Source organism: Stenotrophomonas sp. STEN014 (genome assembly GCF_056760315.1).
Genome location: NZ_JBRREN010000006.1, coordinates 1 through 20,587, shown reverse-complemented (window position 1 = coordinate 20,587; position 20,587 = coordinate 1). Strand labels below are relative to the sequence as shown.

16 protein-coding genes are annotated in these 20,587 nt (G+C 65.8%); 6 read left to right on the top strand and 10 right to left on the bottom strand.

From position 1 onward, the window contains the following. Nucleotides 1-11 precede the first annotated feature (11 nt). Nucleotides 12-1,137, bottom strand: a protein-coding gene (prfB, locus tag ACVOMC_RS09735) for a peptide chain release factor 2 (protein WP_096144979.1) whose coding sequence is annotated in 2 segments (ribosomal slippage) — nt 12-1,061 and nt 1,063-1,137 — 1,125 coding nt in all. Because the reading frame shifts where the segments join, the coding sequence is not laid out codon by codon here. Between the two features lie 164 nt (nt 1,138-1,301). Between prfB and ACVOMC_RS09730 the strand changes: the two genes are divergently transcribed. After that, nucleotides 1,302-2,483 carry an ABC transporter substrate-binding protein gene (locus ACVOMC_RS09730; protein WP_481523779.1) on the top strand — a complete coding sequence of 394 codons (1,182 nt, stop codon included), beginning with the start codon at nt 1,302-1,304 and terminating at the stop codon, nt 2,481-2,483. 137 nt (nt 2,484-2,620) lie between these two features. Then, entirely contained in the window at nt 2,621-3,964 is a 1,344-nt protein-coding gene (locus ACVOMC_RS09725) for an ABC transporter substrate-binding protein (RefSeq protein ID WP_481523778.1), read from the top strand. Between the two features lie 73 nt (nt 3,965-4,037). Here the strand turns inward: ACVOMC_RS09725 and recJ are convergent, their stop codons facing one another. The 9 genes from recJ to ACVOMC_RS09680 form a co-directional block, all read right to left on the bottom strand. After that, nucleotides 4,038-5,765 (bottom strand): single-stranded-DNA-specific exonuclease RecJ, encoded by a 1,728-nt coding sequence (recJ, locus tag ACVOMC_RS09720; protein WP_481523777.1) that lies wholly within the window; start codon nt 5,763-5,765, stop codon nt 4,038-4,040. Beyond that, on the bottom strand, nt 5,758-6,681 hold the full coding sequence (locus ACVOMC_RS09715) for a phosphoglycerate mutase (RefSeq protein WP_481523776.1): 924 nt from the start codon (nt 6,679-6,681) through the stop codon (nt 5,758-5,760). The genes recJ and ACVOMC_RS09715 overlap by 8 nt, the downstream gene beginning before the upstream one ends. 2 nt (nt 6,682-6,683) lie before the next feature. Then, complete coding sequence (gene greA, locus ACVOMC_RS09710) at nt 6,684-7,160, bottom strand: transcription elongation factor GreA (RefSeq protein WP_054656733.1); 477 nt, start codon at nt 7,158-7,160, stop codon at nt 6,684-6,686. Then, complete coding sequence (gene carB, locus ACVOMC_RS09705) at nt 7,157-10,399, bottom strand: carbamoyl-phosphate synthase large subunit (RefSeq protein WP_481523775.1); 3,243 nt, start codon at nt 10,397-10,399, stop codon at nt 7,157-7,159. Before carB ends, greA begins: the two co-directional genes overlap by 4 nt. Nucleotides 10,400-10,512: 113 nt before the next feature. Next, nucleotides 10,513-11,637 (bottom strand): glutamine-hydrolyzing carbamoyl-phosphate synthase small subunit, encoded by a 1,125-nt coding sequence (gene carA / locus ACVOMC_RS09700; protein ID WP_481523774.1) that lies wholly within the window; start codon nt 11,635-11,637, stop codon nt 10,513-10,515. 224 nt (nt 11,638-11,861) lie between these two features. Next, nucleotides 11,862-12,593, bottom strand: a complete 732-nt coding sequence (gene dapB / locus ACVOMC_RS09695; RefSeq protein ID WP_481523773.1) for a 4-hydroxy-tetrahydrodipicolinate reductase — start codon at nt 12,591-12,593, stop codon at nt 11,862-11,864. A 242-nt stretch (nt 12,594-12,835) separates the two neighbouring features. Next, nucleotides 12,836-13,087, bottom strand: a complete 252-nt coding sequence (locus ACVOMC_RS09690) for a DUF6587 family protein (RefSeq protein ID WP_481523772.1) — start codon at nt 13,085-13,087, stop codon at nt 12,836-12,838. Nucleotides 13,088-13,089: 2 nt separating this feature from the next. Then, on the bottom strand, nt 13,090-14,952 hold the full coding sequence (gene feoB, locus ACVOMC_RS09685; RefSeq protein ID WP_481523771.1) for a ferrous iron transport protein B: 1,863 nt from the start codon (nt 14,950-14,952) through the stop codon (nt 13,090-13,092). Beyond that, entirely contained in the window at nt 14,949-15,221 is a 273-nt protein-coding gene (locus ACVOMC_RS09680; protein ID WP_054656730.1) for a FeoA family protein, read from the bottom strand. Before ACVOMC_RS09680 ends, feoB begins: the two co-directional genes overlap by 4 nt. Nucleotides 15,222-15,347: 126 nt before the next feature. Here ACVOMC_RS09680 and ACVOMC_RS09675 point away from each other — a divergent pair, with 126 nt between their 5' ends. From ACVOMC_RS09675 to ACVOMC_RS09660, 4 genes are all read left to right on the top strand, one after another. Further along, entirely contained in the window at nt 15,348-16,139 is a 792-nt protein-coding gene (locus ACVOMC_RS09675; protein WP_057506509.1) for an enoyl-CoA hydratase-related protein, read from the top strand. A gap of 47 nt (nt 16,140-16,186) precedes the next feature. Beyond that, nucleotides 16,187-17,080 (top strand): hydroxymethylglutaryl-CoA lyase, encoded by an 894-nt coding sequence (locus tag ACVOMC_RS09670; RefSeq protein WP_481523770.1) that lies wholly within the window; start codon nt 16,187-16,189, stop codon nt 17,078-17,080. Beyond that, complete coding sequence (locus ACVOMC_RS09665; RefSeq protein ID WP_481523769.1) at nt 17,077-19,629, top strand: sensor domain-containing protein; 2,553 nt, start codon at nt 17,077-17,079, stop codon at nt 19,627-19,629. Before ACVOMC_RS09670 ends, ACVOMC_RS09665 begins: the two co-directional genes overlap by 4 nt. Nucleotides 19,630-19,692: 63 nt before the next feature. After that, on the top strand, nt 19,693-20,463 hold the full coding sequence (locus tag ACVOMC_RS09660; protein ID WP_481523768.1) for an SDR family NAD(P)-dependent oxidoreductase: 771 nt from the start codon (nt 19,693-19,695) through the stop codon (nt 20,461-20,463). The last annotated feature ends 124 nt before the right edge of the window (nt 20,464-20,587 follow it).

The following is a 20,587-nucleotide window of genomic DNA, read 5'->3' as shown; positions in this document are numbered from 1 at the left end:
GCCACTCCGGATTACGCGTCGTTGCGTTTGGCGCCCGCTTCCAGGCCGGACTTCAGACTGGCCTCGATGAACTCATCCAGGTCGCCATCCAGCACCTTCTGCGTGTCGGTCCGCTCGATACCGGTACGCAGATCCTTGATACGGCTCTGGTCGAGCACGTAATTGCGGATCTGGCTGCCCCAGCCGATGTCGGACTTGGTCGCTTCCAGTGCGTCACGCTCGCTGTTGCGTTTCTGCACTTCCAGCTCATAGAGCTTGGCGGCCAGCATCTTCATCGCGGTGTCGCGGTTCTGGTGCTGGCTGCGACCGGTCTGGCAGGCGACGACCGTATTGGTCGGGATGTGGGTGATACGTACCGCCGACTCGGTCTTGTTGACGTGCTGGCCACCCGCGCCGGAAGAGCGGTACACGTCGGTACGCAGATCGGCGGGGTTGATGTCGATTTCGATGTTGTCATCGACTTCGGGCGACACGAACACCGAGGTGAAACTGGTGTGCCGTCGGTTGTCCGAATCGAACGGCGACTTGCGCACCAGCCGGTGCACGCCGATCTCGGTCTTCAACCAGCCGTAGGCGAACTCGCCTTCGACCCGGAACGTGGCCGATTTGATGCCAGCCACGTCGCCGCCGGACACTTCCATCAGCTCGGTCTTCCAACCGCGCGACTCGCACCAGCGCAGGTACATGCGCAGCATGATTTCCGCCCAGTCCTGGGCTTCGGTACCGCCGGCGCCCGCCTGGATGTCGACGAACGCGTTGCAGCTGTCCATCTGCCCGGAGAACATGCGCTGGAACTCCAGCTTCTCGATGTGGGCCTGATGCTTGTCCAGGTCGGCGACCACCGACAGCGCGGTGTCCTCGTCCTGCTCGCTTTCCGCAAGCTCCAGCAACTCGGTGGCATCGGTCATGCCGTCGAGCACCGCGGCGATGCCGCTGACGGTCTTGTCCAGCATCGAACGCTCCCGGCCCAGGGTCTGGGCGTACTCGGGATTGTTCCAGATGTCGGGGTTTTCCAGTTCGCGGGTTACTTCTTCAAGACGCTCTTTCTTGACGTCGTAGTCAAAGATACCCCCTGAGCGAGACCACGCGATCGGTCAGATCGGTGATTCGCTGGCGGATGGGATTAAGTTCGATCATGGGTCGGTCTATCAAACAGGCAGACAAGGCGGGAATTCTACCATCGGCGGGGCCTCGCCAGCGCCGGACACGCCCGCCGTTTCACGCGCTGCGTGGATCCGGCACGCGGTGCCGTTAGAATTCATGAATGGACCCGCCAACGGCGGGAAACGGACACCGCCTGCATGACCAAGGACTCCAGCTTGAAAACCCGCCCCACCCGTATTTTTGCCGCCATCGCCCTGACGCTGGCCCTGGCCGCATGTCAAAAACTCGGTATCGGCGCCGCTGCCGACAGCGCCCCCACCCTGGCGGTAGGCGATGCGACCTCCGGTGAAATCACTTCCTCCAGCCGTCTGAATTACAACGACGGCAGCCGGCACCAGGGCTACAGGATGACCCTGAAAAACGGTGAGGCGGTAGCACTGGAACTGGGCGGCGCACTCAATGGCCAGCTGGCGGTGTTCGACGGGCAGAACATGATCGCCAGCGCCTCCGCCAGCTACGAAGGTGAAGGCGAAGACTCCGCCGGCGCGGTCGGCCTGGCCTTCCGCGCGCCCAAGGACGGCACCTACCTGATCGCCGTCAACAGTGCCAGTTCCAGCAGCTTCGGCCCGTTCAAGCTCAAGACCGCCACGGTCGTGCCCTATGACGGCAAACCGCTGGGCGCCGACAGCCGCATCACCGACTGGCTGGTCGGCACCGACAAGCAGGAATACAAACTCACGGTCGCCAAGGCCGGGCTGTACACCGTCACCATGGAGTCCAGCGCGTTCGACTCCTACCTGCGCCTGAACGGCCGCAATGTGGAAGTGGAGGATGACGACAACGGCGGCCAGCTCAATGCCCGCATCCGCGCCTATCTGGAGCCGGGCGACTACACCATCGCCGCCTCCTCGCTGAACGGAAGCACCGGCTCGTTCAAGCTCGGCGTGGCGATGACGGCCACCGACCAGGGCCTGATCACGCGTGACAGCACCGCGCTGACTGTCGGCCAGACCGCGCAGTCGATGATGGATTCGCGCGGCCGCCGCACCTTCATTCTGAATCTGGACAGCGCCAGGCACATCCAGTTCGATGCAATCGCCGATGGCTTCGACTCGGTACTGCATGTCACCGGCCCGGGCGTGGACGCCGAGGACGACGACGGCGGCAACGGCACCAATGCCCGTCTGTCGCTGCCGCTGGGCCCGGGTCGCTACACCGTCGCGGTCACCGGCTTCGGCAACCAGCAGGGTGTTTTCGAACTGGAAACCACCGACTTGGGGTCTGATGTGACCACTCCGGCCAACAGCAACCGCAAGGATGCCGCCACCGAAGCTGCGGCAGCCGCCGCTGATGCGGCTGCCGCAGTAGAAGTGGACTGAGGATTCAGTGACCCGCCGGCGCTGCTGCCGGCTGGTTGTCGCCGCTCCACGTCAAAAATTTCCGGCGCCGCCAGCGCTCCTGTGCGATGCCGCTGGAACACCGCCGTTTCCCCAACGTTCTCCATAAGGAAGTCCAAGTGAAGCGATTTGCAGCAGGATTGCTGTCTCTGGCCATTGCCACCGCCGTGAGCTCCCCCGTCCACGCGGCCCCCTCCGCCCGTCCGCTCGCCAGCAAGGGCGATGTGTCTGGCGAGATCACTTCCACCAGTCCGATCAACTACAGCGATGGCACCCGCAGCCAGCTGTTTTCGCTGCAGCTGGGCGCCGGCCAGGCGGTTTCGCTGAAGCTGCAGGGCGCTCTCAACGGTGCACTGTCGGTGTTCCACCGCGATGTGCTGGTGGCGCGCTCCGAATCCGACGACCGCGGCAATGCAGCACTGAGCGTGCGCGCCGACAAGGCCGGCCCCTATCTGGTGGCCGTCAGTGGCGCCGACTCGCGCGCTTTCGGTCCCTTCCAGCTCTCGGCCGAACCGATCGTGGCCTATGACGGCAAGCCGTTGACCGCCGGCCGTCGCATCACCGACTGGCTGGAGAACGGCAGCAAGACCTACACCCTGGAAGTCGACCAGGCCGGGCTGTACACCTTGGACCTGGAATCCAGCGAGTTCGACAGCCGCATGGAACTGAGTGGCAACGGCGTCAACCTGGAAGATGACGACGGCGGCAACCAGCTCAACTCCCGCCTGGTGGTCCCCCTGCAGCCGGGCCGCTACACGGTGACTGCCAGCGGCTTCTCGCAGGCCTCCGGCGCGCTCTATCTGGGTGTGGAACGGGCCGACTTCCCCGAAGGTCTGGTATTCGCCGACGGCTCGGCGTTGCCGGTCGATGGCATGGCCAGCGGTTTCGTCAGCGCCGACGAAACCCGCAGCTTCACTTTCAACCTTGCCGATCGCCGCCGCGTGCAATTCGATGCCAGCAGCCGCGAGCTGGACACCGTGCTGACAGTGCAGGGTGGCGATATCACCCTGAGCGACGATGACGGCGGCGGCGGCGTGAACTCGCGCCTGTCGCAGGTACTGGATCCGGGCGAGTACACCGTCTCGGTCCGCTCGGTGAACGGTCGCGGCGGCATTTTCCAGCTCGCCTCTTCCACCGCGCCGGCACCGGACGGTCCGATCCGTCCGCAGCTGGCGATCGGCCGCGAAACCCAGGGGCAGCTGCGTCCGGGCAACCGCGACCTGTACACACTGGAAATTCCGCGCAAGGGCACGTACGTGATCAGCATGACCGGCACTTCAGGCCTGGATGGCCTGATCACCCTGATGCGCGACGGCGAGGAGGTCGCGCAGCAGGATGACAGCGACACCAGTCTTGATCCGTCACTGGAGATCGAGCTGGATGCTGGCCGCTATGTACTGCTGGCCCACAGCTTCGACTCCCGCGCCAGCGGCGGATACCGGCTGCTGGTACGGCGCAAGTAACGCGGCCGGGCGGTTCACACAGAAGCCGGCGCAATGCCGGCTTCTTTTCCGCTCCTGCCGGGACGCACGGCACTCATGCCGGCTGGGCATGCTCGACCATCAACTGGATGGCCTGACCCCCACGGTAGTCATCACTTGCCAGGCGATAGGCGACATGCAGATGCTGGCTTGGCGCATTGCCGGCCCAACCGCCGAACTGGATCGCGTTCAGACGTACCGGGCTACCCGGCTGGCGCAGTACCAGCTTCAGATGGCGCTCCTTCAGCACGCGCCACTCCAGCACCTCGAACACACCATCAAACAAGGGCTCAGGAAAGCCCTGCCCCCAGGGACCGGCCAGTCGCAGCGCTTCGGCATGGGCGAAATCCAGCTCCGCGGTTGACAGCTCGCCATCACTGAGCAGCTGCTGTTGCAGCAAGGCCGGGTCCAGCGTGGTTTGCACCTGCTGCGCGAAGGCGCGCTTGAAAGGCTCCAGATGGGCCAGCGGCAAACTCAATCCTGCCGCCATGGCGTGACCGCCAAACTTGTCCATCAAGCCGGGATGACGGGCATTGATCGCTGCCAGCGCATCCCGGATATGGAAGCCGCTGATCGAGCGCGCCGATCCCCGCAGGGCATCGCTCCCCGGCTCGGCAGGCGCAAAAGCGACCACCGGCCGGTGCAGCCGGTCTTTCATCTTCGAGGCGACCAGCCCCACCACGCCCGGATGCCACTCGGCATCGAACAGGCACGCCGCAACCGGCCGCTGACCATCGTCCGCGAGCAGGGCCCTGGACACTGCACGCTCGGCATCGTCGGTCATCAACTGCTGCACCGCGCGCCGCTCGGCGTTGATCTCCTCCAGCATCGCGGCGATCTGTCGGGCCTGCGCCGGGTCTTCGGTGAGCAACAGCTCGATACCAAGTGCCATGTCTTCCAGACGGCCGGCCGCATTCAGGCGCGGCCCCAGGGCGTAGCCGATGTCGCTGGCGGTCAGCCGTTGCGGATCCCGGCCACTGGCGTCGATCAGTGCACGCAGGCCGACACTTCCCTTGCCGGCGCGCAGGCGACGCAGGCCAGCGGCAACCAGGGCACGATTGTTGTCATCAAGCACCACCAGGTCGGCGACGGTACCCACCGCGACCAGATCCAGCAAGGTCAACAGATCCGGTTCGGGCTGGGCCTTGAACGCACCGGCCTCGCGCAGATGCCGCCGCAGCGCCATCAACACATAGAAAATCACGCCCACCCCCGCCAATGCCTTGCTCGGGAATGCATCACCGTCCACGTTCGGATCGACGATGGCATCGGCAGGCGGCAGCTGCTCGCCCGGCAGATGGTGGTCAGTGACCAGCACCTGCCAGCCCAGCGCCTTGGCCGCACGGACACCCGCATGACAGGCGATACCGTGATCGACGGTCACCAGCAGATCTGGCTTGAGCGCGACGAGCTCCTCAACCAGCGATGGCGACAACCCGTAACCGTGCAGCATGCGATTGGGCACGGCGTGCACCACGTCGCGCGCACCGAGCATGCGCAACCCGCGCACACCGACCGCACAGGCAGTCGCGCCGTCACAATCAAAATCGCCGACAACCAGAATGCGCCTGTCGCCACTGATGGCGGCAGCCAGCAACTCGACCGCCTTGTGCATGCCGCCCAGCAGGTCCGGCGCGTGCAGCTGGGCCAGACGCGGCTGCGCCTGCTCGGCAGACAGTGCGCCACGCGCGGAATAGAGCCGCTGCAACAGCGGCAGAGTGCCGTCACCCCAGTGCCCGGCCTGGGCCGGATCACGCCGGACGATCTTCAACACATCACTCATCGGCCAGCGTCGCGACCGGCTTCTTCCAGAAGTGCCAGCGCTGTCCTCGTGTCAGGCGATAGCGGACGCCATCCTCAAAGTCCAGCAGCAGCTCGCCCAGTTCACCGCGCTTCATCGCATCCAGCAAGGGAGTGATCGCATCACGGACCAGCTGCTCCAGGGAGCGCAGCTGGCGCAGATCCACCAAGGCATCCACCGCCTGCTCGCCGCCAAGCCGCACCCCGGCGGCCTTGGCCAGCCCCTGCAACAACGCGTCGCGACTGCGCACCTGCGCGTGCGACGTACGCACCGAATCGGGCAATCGCCCCGGGCCCCAGAACCACAGCGAGTTGACCGCCCGTTTGCCCTGCGCGATCCGCGCTTCATTCCACGGATGCTGGTGCAGCACCACCTGCGCTTCGGTCAGCAAGGCACGCCAGCGCCGGCCAAGATCGCCGTCGGGCAAGTGCGCGAACAGATCATCCCCCAGCACCGCCTCGGGGGCGGCGAATGCGGGCAATGGCGTGTCCTCGGGCAGACGCAGATACCAGCGTGACGCCGACGGCGCATCCAGCTGGAAACCGAATCCGGCAAACAACGGCTGCAGCGCGGGCAGCAAAGCATCCACGTCGCCTTGTTCCAGTCGCAGCGTCTCGGCCACCGCCATCATCCGCGCGCCGTGCATATCCGGCACGACATTGGCCGGATCGGCGCGCAACCAGAAACCACCGGCAGCATCGCCCGCATCGACCTCCCGGGTCAGCGCCGCTGCCGACCACTCCACCGGGATTGCACTGAAATGCCGGCGCAGCTGCGCCAGCTCACCGGCCGCGCCGGGCGAACGCTCGGCACGGCCCAATGCCGCAGCCACCTGTGCCGGCAGCTTACCGGCCGGGAAACGGCTGCGCGCAGGCAGCAGCAACGTGGCTTTGGCCATCGTCAGTCGAGGTATTCGACGTTGACGATTTCGTACTCGCGCTGGCCTGCCGGCGCGTCGATGACGATCGAATCGCCTTCGTTCTTGCCTATCATTGCCCGCGCCACCGGCGAGGAAATGGCGATCAGACCCCGTTTGATGTCCGCCTCCAGGTCGCCCACGATCTGGTAACGCTTCTCCTCGTCGGTTTCCACGTCAGCCAGCGTCACCGTCGCCCCGAACACCACCTTGGAGCCAGCATTGAGCTTGGTGATGTCGATGACTTCGGCGTGCGACAGCTCACCTTCCAGCAGCTTGATGCGGCCTTCGATGAAGCTCTGTTCCTCGCGCGCGGCGTGATACTCGGCATTTTCCTTCAGGTCGCCGTGCTCACGGGCTTCGGCAATGGCGGCGATGACCTTGGGGCGCTTCTCCGACTTGAGATGATCGAGCTCATCGCGAAGACGCTGCGCGCCTTTCAGGGTGATCGGGGCTCTCATGCTTCCAACTCCTTGTGCAGTTCCTGCAGCGACCAGACCGGGCCGGTACCGCGGAATTCCAGTGATTGCACCAGCGCCTTGGCACCGGCAACCGTCGTCGAATACGTGACACGATGCTGCAGCGCCTCGCGACGGATCGAGAACGAGTCGGTGATCGCCGCGCGGCCTTCGGTGGTGTTGACGATATAGACGATCTCGCCGTTCTTGATGCTGTCCACGATGTGCGGACGGCCTTCCACCACCTTGTTGACCACCTCGCAGGTATAGCCCTGCTGCTGCAGCCATGCCGCGGTACCGCGGGTGGCAACCAGCGTGTAGCCACGCTCGACCAGGCCCTGCACCGCCGGCATCACGCGCGGCTTGTCGGCATCCCGTACCGAGATGAACACCTTGCCGACCGGCGGGGTCTTGATGCTGCCCGCTTCCTGCGCACGCGCGAAGGCGGCGCTGAAGCTGCGACCGACACCCATGACTTCACCGGTCGAGCGCATTTCCGGCCCGAGGATCGGATCCACGCCTTGGAACTTGGCAAACGGGAAAATGGCTTCCTTGACCGAATAGTAGTCCGGCACGATTTCCTTGATGGCGCCCTGCTCGGCCAGCGTCTTGCCGGCCATGCAGCGGGCGGCGATCTTGGCCAGCGGCATGCCGGTGGCCTTGGACACGAACGGAACGGTGCGCGAGGCACGCGGATTGACCTCCAGCAGGTAGATCACATCGTTGCCGTCGGCGTCGGTCTGGATCGCGAACTGGGTGTTCATCAGGCCCACGACCTTCAGCGCCTTGGCCAGCTCGGTGACCTGGCGACGCAGTTCGGCCTGGGTTTGCGCCGACAGCGAGTACGGCGGCAGCGAGCAGGACGAGTCACCGGAGTGCACGCCCGCTTCTTCGATGTGCTCCATCACGCCACCGATCAGGACGTTGCCGTCCCTGTCACAGATGATGTCCACATCGGCTTCCACCGCCGCATCAAGGAAGTGGTCCAGCAGCACGGGCGAGTCATTGGAGACCTTCACCGCGTCGCGGACATAGCGCGCCAGGTCCGATTCGCCATAGACGATTTCCATCGCCCGGCCGCCCAGCACGTAGCTGGGACGCACCACCAGCGGGTAGCCGATCTCGCGCGCCAGCACCAGCGCATCTTCTGCATTGCGGGCAATGCGGTTCGGCGGCTGCTTCAGCCCCAGCTTGTCGACCAGCTGCTGGAAACGCTCACGGTCTTCGGCCAGATCGATGGAATCCGGCGAGGTGCCGATCACCGGCACGCCATTGGCTTCCAGCGCACGCGCCAGCTTCAGCGGGGTCTGCCCGCCGTACTGCACGATCACGCCCTTGGGCTGTTCCAGCTCGACGATTTCCAGCACGTCTTCCAGCGTCAGCGGCTCGAAGTACAGACGGTCGGAGGTGTCGTAGTCGGTGGAGACGGTTTCCGGGTTGCAGTTGACCATGATGGTTTCATAACCGTCCTCGCGCAGGGCGAGTGCGGCATGCACGCAGCAGTAGTCGAACTCGATGCCCTGGCCGATACGGTTCGGACCACCGCCCAGGATCATGATCTTGTCGCGGTTGCTCGGCGCCGCTTCGCACTCGTCCTCATAGGTCGAATACAGGTACGCGGTGCTGGTGGCGAACTCGGCCGCACAGGAGTCCACGCGCTTGTACACCGGACGTACCTTGTGGGCACGGCGCAGCGCACGGATCGCCGCCTCGTTGGTACCGGTCAGCTCGGCCAGACGCGCATCGGAGAAACCGGCGCGCTTGAGCTTGCGCAGACGCGCAGCGTCGAGCGCATCGATACCTTCGGCATGCACCTGCTTTTCGTCGGCGATGATCTCCTCGATCTGGTCCAGGAACCAGGGATCGATATAGGACAACGCGAACACTTCTTCGACGCTGAAGCCGGCACGGAACGCGTCGCCGACAAAGAACAGGCGTTCCGGACCCGGAGCCTTGAGCTCACGCTTGAGCGTGGTGATGTCCTCTGCGTTGCCCAGATCCAGGCCGGTCGGGTCCAGGCCGATCTTGCCGGTTTCCAGGCCGCGCAGGGCCTTCTGCAGCGATTCCTTGAAGGTGCGGCCCATCGCCATCACCTCGCCCACCGACTTCATCTGGGTGGTCAGGCGCGCGTCGGCGGCCGGGAACTTTTCAAACGCAAAACGCGGAATCTTGGTGACGACATAGTCGATGGATGGCTCGAACGAGGCCGGGGTCAGGCCGCCGGTGATCTCGTTCTTCAATTCATCCAGGGTGTAACCCACCGCCAGCTTGGCCGCGACCTTGGCGATCGGGAAGCCGGTGGCCTTGGAAGCCAGTGCCGAGGAGCGCGACACGCGCGGGTTCATCTCGATCACCACCACGCGGCCGGTAGTCGGGCTGATGCCGAACTGCACGTTGGAGCCGCCGGTATCCACGCCGATCTTGCGCAGCACCGCGATGGAGGCATCGCGCAGGCGCTGGTATTCCTTGTCGGTCAGGGTCTGTGCCGGGGCCACGGTGATCGAGTCACCGGTGTGCACGCCCATCGGATCGAGGTTCTCGATCGAGCAGACGATGATGCAGTTGTCGGCGGTGTCGCGCACCACCTCCATCTCGAATTCCTTCCAGCCCAGCACCGACTCTTCCACCAGCACTTCACTGGTCGGCGACAGCTCCAGACCCCGGCCGACGATCTCGATCAGCTCTTCGCGGTTGTAGGCGATACCGCCACCGCTGCCGCCCAGGGTGAAGGACGGGCGGATGATGGTCGGATAGCCGACCGTGGCCTGGATCTCCAGCGCCTCCTCCAGCGTGTGGGCGACCGCGGCCTTCGGGCATTCCAGTCCGATCTCGCCCATCGCCACGCGGAACAGTTCGCGGTCCTCGGCCATGCGGATGGCTTCGCGCTTGGCGCCGATCAGCTCGACGTTGTACTTCTCCAGCACGCCGTGGTCGGCCAAATCCAGCGCGCAGTTCAGCGCGGTCTGTCCGCCCATGGTCGGCAGCAGCGCATCGGGGCGCTCCTTCTCGATGATCTTCTCGACGGTCTGCCAGTTGATCGGCTCGATGTAGACGGCGTCAGCCATCTCCGGGTCGGTCATGATCGTGGCCGGGTTCGAGTTGACCAGCACCACGCGGTAGCCCTCGTCGCGCAGCGCCTTGCACGCCTGCGCGCCGGAGTAGTCGAACTCGCAGGCCTGGCCGATGACGATCGGGCCGGCGCCGATGATCAGGATGGTTTTTAGGTCGGTGCGCTTTGGCATTTCAGTACTCGAATTGGGGGCTGCGTGTGACCGCAGTGAGTGAACGTGTGCGCTGGATTGCCGCGTCTGCCGTTACGGCATTGCCGGAACGGCGGACCGGTCCGGCAATGCGATTACTTGGCCTCACCCATCAGGGTGATGAAACGGTCGAACAGCGGGGCGACGTCCTGCGGACCTGGCGAGGCTTCCGGGTGGCCCTGGAAGGAGAACGCCGGCGCATCGGTCAATGCGATGCCCTGGATGGTCTGGTCGAACAGCGAGCGGTGGGTGACACGGACATTGGCCGGCAGCACGCTCTCATCGATGGCAAAGCCGTGGTTCTGCGAGGTGATCATCACCCTGCCGCTGTCCAGATCCTGCACCGGATGGTTCACGCCGTGGTGGCCGTGGCCCATCTTCATGGTCTTGGCACCACAGGCCAGACCCAGCAGCTGGTGGCCCAGGCAGATGCCGAACGTCGGAACCTTTCTGGCCACGAACTCCTTGATCGCCGCGATGGCGTAATCGCACGGTTCGGGATCACCCGGGCCGTTGGACAGGAAAACGCCGTCCGGCTCCATCGCCAGCACGTCGGCCGCAGGCGTCTGCGCCGGCACCACGGTCAGCTCGCAACCACGCTCGGCCAGCATGCGCAGGATGTTGGCCTTAACGCCGAAGTCGTATGCCACCACCTTGAACTTCGGTGTGGCGCGCTGGAATTCATTGCGGTCCAGATCCAGCTGACCTTCGCTCCAGCTGTACGGCGTGTCGGTGGACACCACCTTGGCCAGATCCATTCCCTTCAGGCCCGGGAACTTGCGGGCGGCTTCCAGCGCCTTCTCCACATCGATATCACCGGCCATCAGCGCGCCATTCTGTGCTCCCCGCTCACGCAGGATGCGGGTCAGCTTGCGGGTATCAATCCCGGCGATGGCGACCACACCGCGCTGGAGCAGCCAGTCCTGCAGCGACACCTGGCTGCGCCAGCTGCTCGGACGACGTGGCACATCGCGCACGATCAGACCGGCGGCCCAGACCTTGCTGGCCTCGTCGTCCTGGTCGTTCATGCCGGTGTTGCCGATATGCGGGTATGTCAGGGTGACCATCTGCCGCGCATAGGACGGATCGGTCAGCATTTCCTGATAACCGGTCATGGCGGTATTGAACACCACCTCACCCACGGACAGGCCGGGCGCGCCTACGGATTCGCCCTCGAATACGGTGCCGTCTTCGAGCACGAGAATTGCGGCTTGGGTCACGGGAATCTCACTTTGGCTACCGAGGGGGACTCCGAAGCCACGCCTGCGTCCACGGCAAAAACCGGTTGCAAAAAAGCGCGGACGGCGGTCTGGAACCGGTCCGGCTGACGTGTTTCGGCGAGCGGGAATTGTAAAGGCAAGGGGCCCCAAGCACCAGTCTCCCGCCGGTGCCGTGTCATGTTTGACTGACCCTGGACCGCTGGCGCCCGTGCCGCTCGCCCCATTCAGGCGTTTGCCGGCGGCGCCACCAGATCCCGTACCCGGTACTGCCCCGGCGCACGCCGGACCAGCTGCCCGGCCACATGAAGCGCGCCCCGGGCAAAAATGTCGCGATTGGTTGCCCGATGCACCAGCTCCACCCGCTCGCCCAGCCCGGTGAACTGGACGAAATGCTCGCCGATGATGTCGCCAGCGCGCAGGCTGGCATAGCGCGGATCGGCGCCCCCATGCTGTGCCGCCTCCCCCAGGGTCAGCGCGGTACCGGACGGCGCATCCTTCTTGTGCACATGATGGGACTCGACGATGTCGCAATCCCATCCCGGCAATGCCAATGCCGCACGCTCGACCAGCTCGGCCAACACCGCCACGCCCAGACTGAAATTGGTCGCCCAGACCAGCGGAATGCGGGTGGCAGCAGCGGTCAGCGCGGCCTGCTGCCGCTCACTGATGCCGGTGGTGCCGGATACGAAGCCTGCGCCGCGCTCCGCACACAACGCCAGAACCGGATCAAAGCCCTCCGGCAGGCTGAAATCTATGGCCACATCGAACGCGGGCACCCCGGCCAGCTCACTGGCCGCAAAATGCGGAATGCCGTCCACCACCCGTTGCGTCGGCGGCTTGCGCACCACGGCGGCCACCACCTGCAACAGGGAATCTTCTGCCGCAAGACGCAGCAGGGCCTGACCCATCCGCCCGGAGGCACCATGGATCAGCAAACGAGTCGGAGTGTTGTTCATGGCAGGAAAACTAACGCCTTGGCGCCGGATCCGACAAGCACCGCCGGTGCATCAGTGATTCATCCCGGCGTGCACCAGCGCCGCACTGTGCGTGTCCAGCACCCTGCTCGCAGACGCCCACCACCACCGCGACCCGTCCGCTCACGGATAACGAACCTTCCTCCACGTCAGTCCGGGAGGGAGGGTGGTCTGCTGGGAACGGATGGAGCAAAAGAAACGCCGGGCTGGCCCGGCGTTTCTTTTCAATGCTGCTTGGGCTCTCCTGGACCGCAACCGTCGCAACCGCCGCAGGCACCTGACGTACTGGAGGGCGGTGGTGCCAATTGCCGGCCCCACGCCTGCAACCGGGGCGAGTGCCGCTTGACCAGCCACAGCGCCAGCGCGCCGCGCAGCTTGCGCAACAACCCCGGAAACTGCTTCTTCAGCACCACCCACGCGCTGACCAGCACCGCCAGCGCGATGACCAGGTATTGCAACAGCAGGCCGGTGTCCATGCTCAGCCGGCCCCGAGCGCCTTGGCCACTTGGTAGGTCACCAGCGCCGCCAGATAGGCCGCTGCAAACAGGTACACCGTGGCGAAGGCCATCTGCTTCCAGGAATTGGTCTCGCGCTTGATGGTGGCCAGGGTCGAAATGCACATCGGCGCGTAGATGAACCACACCATCAGCGACAGGCCGGTAGCCAGGGTCCAGCCATCGCTGATCACCGGGGTCAGCGCCTGGATCGCCGCGTCATCGTCCGCAGCGGAAAGCGCATAGATGGTCGCCAGCGAGGACACCGCCACTTCACGGGCGCCCATGCCCGGAATCAGCGCGATGCATATCTGCCAGTTGAACCCCAGTGGCGCGAAGATCACCGCCATCGCGTGGCCGAGCTGACCGGCGAAGCTGTAATCGATGGCCGGCATCGTGGCGTTCTCGGGCGCACCCGGGAACGACAGCAGGAACCACAGCAGGATGGTCAGCGCCAGGATGATGCCGCCGACGCGCTTGAGGAAGATCATCCCGCGCTCATACAGCCCGACCAGCAGATCGCGCGGATGCGGCACGCGGTAGGACGGCAGTTCCAGCAGCAGCGGGTGTTCCCCCTTGTCTCGGCGGAACTTCTTCATCGTCCACGACATCGCCAGCGCACTGAGGATGCCGGCAACATACAGCGCGAACAGCACCAGCCCCTGCTGGTTGAAGATGCCACCCACGGTCTTTTCCGGGATGAAGGCACCAATCAGCAGCGCGTACACCGGCAGCCGTGCCGAACAGGTCATCAGTGGCGCGACCAGAATCGTCGCCAGGCGGTCACGCGGATCCTGGATCGAGCGGGTGGACATGATGCCCGGTACCGCACAGGCGAAGCTGGACAGCAACGGGATGAACGAACGCCCCGACAGCCCGGCCGCCGCCATCATGCGGTCCAGCAGGAAGGCCGCGCGCGGCAGATAGCCGGATTCCTCCAGCGCCAGGATGAAAGCGAACAGGATCAGGATCTGCGGCAGGAACACCACCACGCCACCGACACCCGCGATGATGCCATCCACCAGCAGGCTGCTCAGCGGTCCCTCTGGCAGCGAGGCGGCCACCAGCGGACCGAGCCAGCCGAAAAACGCCTCGACCCCGTCCATCAACGGCGTGGCCCACGCATAGACCGCCTGGAAGATCAGGAACATCACCGCGGCCAGGGTCAGCAACCCGTACACCGGGTGCAGCAGCCAGCGATCCAGGGTGTCGTCCACCTTGGCGGTGCGCGCAGGCATGCTGACCGCCGCAGCCAGGATGGAACGCACCTGCGCGTGGTAATCCATACCGGCTTCCGTAGGTGGCGGCGGCAACGAGGCCAGCTGCGGCACCAGCGTATCGATCCGCTCCACCAGCGCGCGCGCGCCGTTGTGCTTGACCGCCACGGTCTCCACCACGGGCACGCCCAGCGCCTTTTCCAGCGCCGGCACATCGATTCCGATACCACGCCGACGCGCCGCATCGACCATGTTCAGCGCCACGATCATCGGCTTGCCCAGCTCGCGCACTTCCAGCGCAAAACGCAGGTGCAGGCGCAGATTGGTCGCATCGATCACGCATACCAGCGCATCCGGCGCGGCCTCACCCGGATAGAACCCCCGGCACAGGTCCCGGGTGATCGCCTCGTCCAGGCTGGCCGGTTGCAGGCTGTAGGCGCCGGGCAGATCCAGCACCGCGTATTCACGTCCGGACGGCCCGCGCATGCGGCCTTCCTTGCGTTCCACGGTCACGCCGGTGTAGTTGGCCACCTTCTGCCGACTGCCGGTGAGCTGGTTGAACAGTGCGGTCTTGCCGCTGTTCGGGTTGCCGACCAGCGCCAGCCGTGCCACCGCTGCCGAGGAACTCATGCGCGCACCTCTTCAGAGGTCTGCGAGGCCGCATCGACGCCGCTGAGCTGGACCCGGCTTGCCTCCGAACGGCGCAGCGCGAAACGAGTGAAACCCACCTGGATCAGCAGCGGCTCGCCACCCACCGGGCCGCGGGCGACCATGCGGACTTCTTCTCCATTGACGAAGCCCAGTTCGCGCAGGCGGCGGGCAATCGCATCATTGGCATGCAGGTCATGCACGCTTTCCACTTGCGCGGAGGCATGCAGTGGCAAATCTGACAACGTCACTGAAGGGCGCCTATGAATGAGTTGATAAGAATGGTTATCAATTCTAGCATCGCCGCGGCGCGTCATGGCGTCCCGCCAGCACACCGCTATGATTCGCAGGATTACCTGTCAGCTATGGATTTCCCGATGAGCGATACCCTGCTCGTGCAGCATGAGCGCGGCGTGGCGACGTTGTGCCTGAACCGCCCGGAACTGCACAACGCCTTCGATGCCGGGCTAATCGCCACCCTGACCGCAGCGCTGGAGCGCGTCGGCGCCGATCCGGAGGTGCGCGCCGTTGTACTCACCGGCAGTGGCGCGTCGTTTTCCGCCGGCGCCGACCTGCAATGGATGCGCGCCATGGCCAGCGCCAGCCAGGAGGAAAACCGGACCGACTCGCTGGCGCTGGCGCGCCTGATGCGCACCCTCGACGAGCTGCCCAAGCCCACCATCGCCCGCGTCCATGGCGCCAGCTTCGGTGGCGGCGTTGGCCTTGTGGCCTGCTGCGATATCGCCATTGCCGTGGACGGTGTCCGCTTCGGCCTGACTGAAAGCCGTCTCGGACTGCTGCCGGCCGTCATTTCTCCGTATGTGATCGCCGCCATCGGCCCCCGCCAGGCGCGGCGCTGGTTCGCCACCGGCGAGCATTTCGATGCCACCACCGCCCGCGATATCGGCCTGGTGCACCAGGTCGTCCCCGCTGCCGGGCTTGATGCCGCCGTGCAGGCGCAGCTGGACCTGCTCCGCAAGGCCGGCCCGGCAGCCGCGGCGTCGGCAAAGTCACTGGTGCGCGAGGTCTGCGCGGCCGGCGGTGACCGCGATGCACTCGATCGCGCAAATGCCGGCCTGATCGCCGCCCTGCGCGCCTCCGACGAGGGTCGCGAAGGGCTATCGGCATTTCTCGAGAAACGCGCGCCGCGTTGGGCGCAGAAGGACTGAACCATGCTTTCCAGCATCTCCCTGCCCGCTACCGTTGCGGGGTGCGTGTGAACGATTTCGTCCGCATTGTCGAAGTTGGCCCGCGCGATGGCCTGCAGAACGAGAAACAGCTCATCGCCACCGCCGACAAGATCGAGTTGATCAACCGCCTGTCGGCCACCGGCCTGCGCAGCATCGAGGCCACCAGCTTCGTCAGCCCCAAGTGGGTGCCGCAGCTGGCTGACGCGGCCGACGTGTTCACCGGTATCCAGCGTCGCCCCGGGGTCAGCTATCCGGTGCTGGTACCCAATGAACAGGGCTACGAACGCGCCCTGGCGGTCGGCGTGGAAGAAGTGGCGGTGTTCACCGCCGCCTCCGAGCGGTTCAACCTGAAGAACACCAATGCCGGCATCGACGAGTCCCTGCGCCGCTTCGCGCCGATCCTGACCCGGGCCCAGGCCGATGGGATCAAGGTCCGCGGCTACGTCTCCACCGTGCTGGGCTGCCCCTACCAGGGCGAAGTACCAGTAGCCGAAGTGGTCCGTGTCGCCCGCCAATTGCACGCGATGGGCTGTTACGAGGTCTCGCTGGGCGACACCATCGGCGTCGGCACCCCGCGCAAGGCCGCGGCGATGCTGCGCGCCGTCGCCGCGGCGGTACCGATGGCCGCGCTGGCCGTGCACTTCCACGACACCTACGGTCAGGCACTGGCCAATATCGCCAGCTGCCTGGAAGAAGGCGTGCGTGTGGTCGACGCGGCGGTGGCCGGCACCGGCGGCTGTCCCTACGCCAGGGGCGCCAGCGGCAATGTCGCCAGCGAGGATGTGGTGTATATGTTGCACGGAATGGGGATGGTGACCGGCGTGGACCTGCCGGCATTGGCCGCCACGGGACGCTGGCTCAGCGAACGGCTGGGCCGGGATACAGGCAGCAAGACAGGAAAAGCATTGGCGGCCACATGAGCAGCTCCGGCCAGCGCGTCGCACCCGAGGACGGCGGTCATCCCGCCGCCCCTGCCGATGCGCTGGCCGATCTGGAGCACGCCCTGCAACAGCCGCTGGCGGCCGGACTGAAGCCGGTACTGGAGGCGGCGCGCGATGCCCTGCTGCAGGCCACCGCCCAGTGCCAGTCTGCGCAGCAGCGCTACCGGGCGCTGTTCGATGCGTTCCCGGACCCGGTCAGCATCCTCAGCGCCAGCGGCACGGTGCTGGACGTCAACGCCGCCGGCGTCCAGGCCTACGGCCGCAGCCGCGGGGAGATCGTCGGCCAACCGATCGAACTGCTGAATCCGGATCTGCCCGAGGATCACCTGCAACCGGTCTGGGACACCCTCAACCGCGGCCAGACCTATGTGATCGAAGTCACCAACATGCGCGGCGATGGCAGCCGTTTCCCGGTGGAGGTGCATTCGGCGTCGTTCCAGAACGATGGCCAGCCCTGCATCGTGGCCGTGGCCCGCGACCTGAGCCGCCGCTGGCAGGCCGAATCGCGTTACCGGCTGCTGCTCGAATCCATCGACAAAGGCGTGATGCTGTTCGATCAGCACTTCCAGGTGATCTCGGCCAATCCGGCCGCCCATCGCATCCTCGGGCTCGGCGCCGAACCGCCGACGCAGATTCCGATGGAAGGCGAAGAGTGGATCACCGTTGACGAGCACGGCCGCCGGCTGCGCACGGAGCAATGGCCGGTGTCACGCGCGTTCCGCGATGGTCACACGATCCCCAGCACCATCGTCGGCCTGTACCACCGCCCGCGCGGGCGCATGATCTGGATCTCGATCACCACGGTGCCGGTATTTTCCTGCGGGCGCGACCTGCCCGACCACGTGTTCTCGATGTTCAGCGACGTCACTGAGCTCAAACGCGACCATGTGCTGTTCGATCGCGCCCAGGCGCTGGCGCATATCGGCGGCTGGGAGTGGGATCGCGGCCAGCAGCGGCTGTACCTGACCGGCGAGGCGCAGCGCATTCTCGGCCACACGCCGCCGCCGGCCACACTGGAGCAGCTGCTGCAGTGCCTGGGCAGCGATGACCGGCTGCGCCTGCAACAGACCCTTGACCGGGAGGTCGAGCGCAAGCGCGGCTTCGAACTGGATCTGCAGGGACTGCGCGGCGACGGCCACAGTGTGTGGATCCGCATGATCGGCGAGATCGAAGCCGGCGACATGGCCTCCAGCCGCATCGCCGGCACGCTGCAGGACATCACCGAGCGCAAACACGCCGAGGAAACCCTCAAGACCCAGGCCCGCACCGATCCGTTGACCGGCATCATGAATCGCGACGCGGCCCTGGCCGACCTGAAGGCGCGGCTGGGCAACCCTTCCCACGCCCAGGTCGCGGTGCTGTACATCGACCTGGACCGCTTCAAGACGGTCAACGACGTGCTCGGCCACAACGCCGGCGATGAACTGCTGATCGAAGCGACCCGCCGCATTGCCAACGCCATCGGCACCGAAGGATTGCTGGCGCGTTTCGGCGGCGATGAATTCGTGGTGATCTGCGATGCCCGCGAGGTGCCCGAGCATCCGCAACTGCTGGCGCAGGCCATCACCGATGCCTTCGCCCCGCTGTTCCGGCTGGGCAAGGACGAATTCGCGGTCACCACCAGCATCGGCATCGCCCGCGCACCGGAAGATGGGCAAAGCCCGCAGGAACTGATCCAGAACGCCGACCGGGCCATGTACGAATGCAAGCGCCGCAGCCGCAATGGCTGGCAGGTGTTCACGCCGGAACTGGCGCGCGAGCAGCGTGACCGCCTGCAGATCGAGCGCCGCCTGCGCCGCGCACTGGAGCGCAACGAGTTCCGACTGGTGTACCAGCCGCAGGTGGATCTGCGTGGCGGCCGCATCGTCGGTGCCGAGGCGCTGATCCGCTGGCGCAACCGTCAACTGGGCGAGCTGCGCCCGGACATCTTCATCAGCCACGCCGAAACCACCGGTGACATCGTGCGCATCGGCGACTGGGTGCTGCGCGAAGCCTGCCGGCAGGTGCGCGAATGGATGGACGAGGGGCTCGGGCTGGTCCGCATCGCCATCAATGTCTCCTACCGCCAGTTCAATGGCGACAACCTGGCCCGTCGCCTGCGCGAGATACTGGACGAATACCGGCTGCCCGGTGCGGCGCTGGAGCTGGAATTCACCGAACGCGTGCTGATCGAGGACGCACCGGCCACGCTGCATACCTTCGCCGAGCTGCGCGAGATGGGCGTGATGCTGACCATCGACGATTTCGGCGAGGGCTACAGCGCGCTGAACTACCTGCGCCATCTGCCCATCCACGGCCTCAAGCTCAGCCAGCTGTTCATCAATGGCGTGCCCGGCAACCGCTCGGATGTTGCGGTGTGCGAGGCGGTCTGCGGCATCGCCCGCAGCCTCGGCCTGGGCCTGGTCGCCGAAGGGGTGGAATCCGAAGCCCAGCGCCAGTTCCTGCTCGAGCTGGGGGTGCCGATCGGCCAGGGCTTCCTGTTCGCCCCCGGCCTGTCGCCACGCGAGTTCGCCCGCCGGCTGCGCTGACCGGTTTCGGCGCACGGTCGGCCATCGGCTAGAATCGGCGCTCTTTTCCGCAGGATCGTTCCAATGCAGCTGTCCTCCGTTCGTGCCGTCATCACCGGTGGTGTCTCCGGCCTCGGCCTGGGTGTGGCCCGCTTCCTCGTCGCCCACGGCGGCAAGGTCGCCCTGTTCGACCTCAACGACGAGAAAGGCGCTGCCGCCGTCGCCGAGCTGGGCGCCGACAATGCCCGCTACTTCACCACCAATGTCACTGACGAGGCCGGTGTGGCCGCCAACCTGGGTGCCGCCAAAGCGTTCCTCGGCGGACTGAACGTGGTGATGAACTGCGCCGGCATCCTCGGTGCCGGTCGCGTGCTGGGCCGCGAGGCCGCCATGCCGCTGGCCAACTTCCAGATCACGGTGATGGTCAACCTGGTTGGCAGCTTCAACGTCGCCAAGGCCGCCGCCGAGCTGATGCAGCACAACGAGGCCAACGCCGACGGCGAGCGCGGGGTGATCATCAATACCGCCTCGGTCGCCGCCTATGAAGGCCAGATCGGCCAGGCTGCCTACTCCGCCTCCAAGGGCGGCGTGGTCGGCATGACCCTGCCGATGGCCCGCGAACTGTCGCGCTTCGGCATCCGCGTGATGACCATCGCACCGGGCGTGTTCTGGACGCCGATGGTCGATGGCATGCCGGCCAATGTGCAGGAGTCGCTGGCCGCCTCCATCCCGTTCCCGTCGCGCCTGGGCCAGCCGGAAGATTTCGCCGGCCTGGTCGGCCACATCATTGGCAATCCCTACCTCAACGGTGAGACCATCCGCCTTGACGGTGCCGTGCGTCTGGCACCGAAATGATCCATCCGCGGGCGGCCACACCGCCCCCCCGGGCGGGTGCCCCCGCCCCCCACCCCCCCCCCCGTCCCACCACGAGACCCCCCCCCCAAAAAAAAGCCACCCGCGGGGAGGGAACACAACGCCG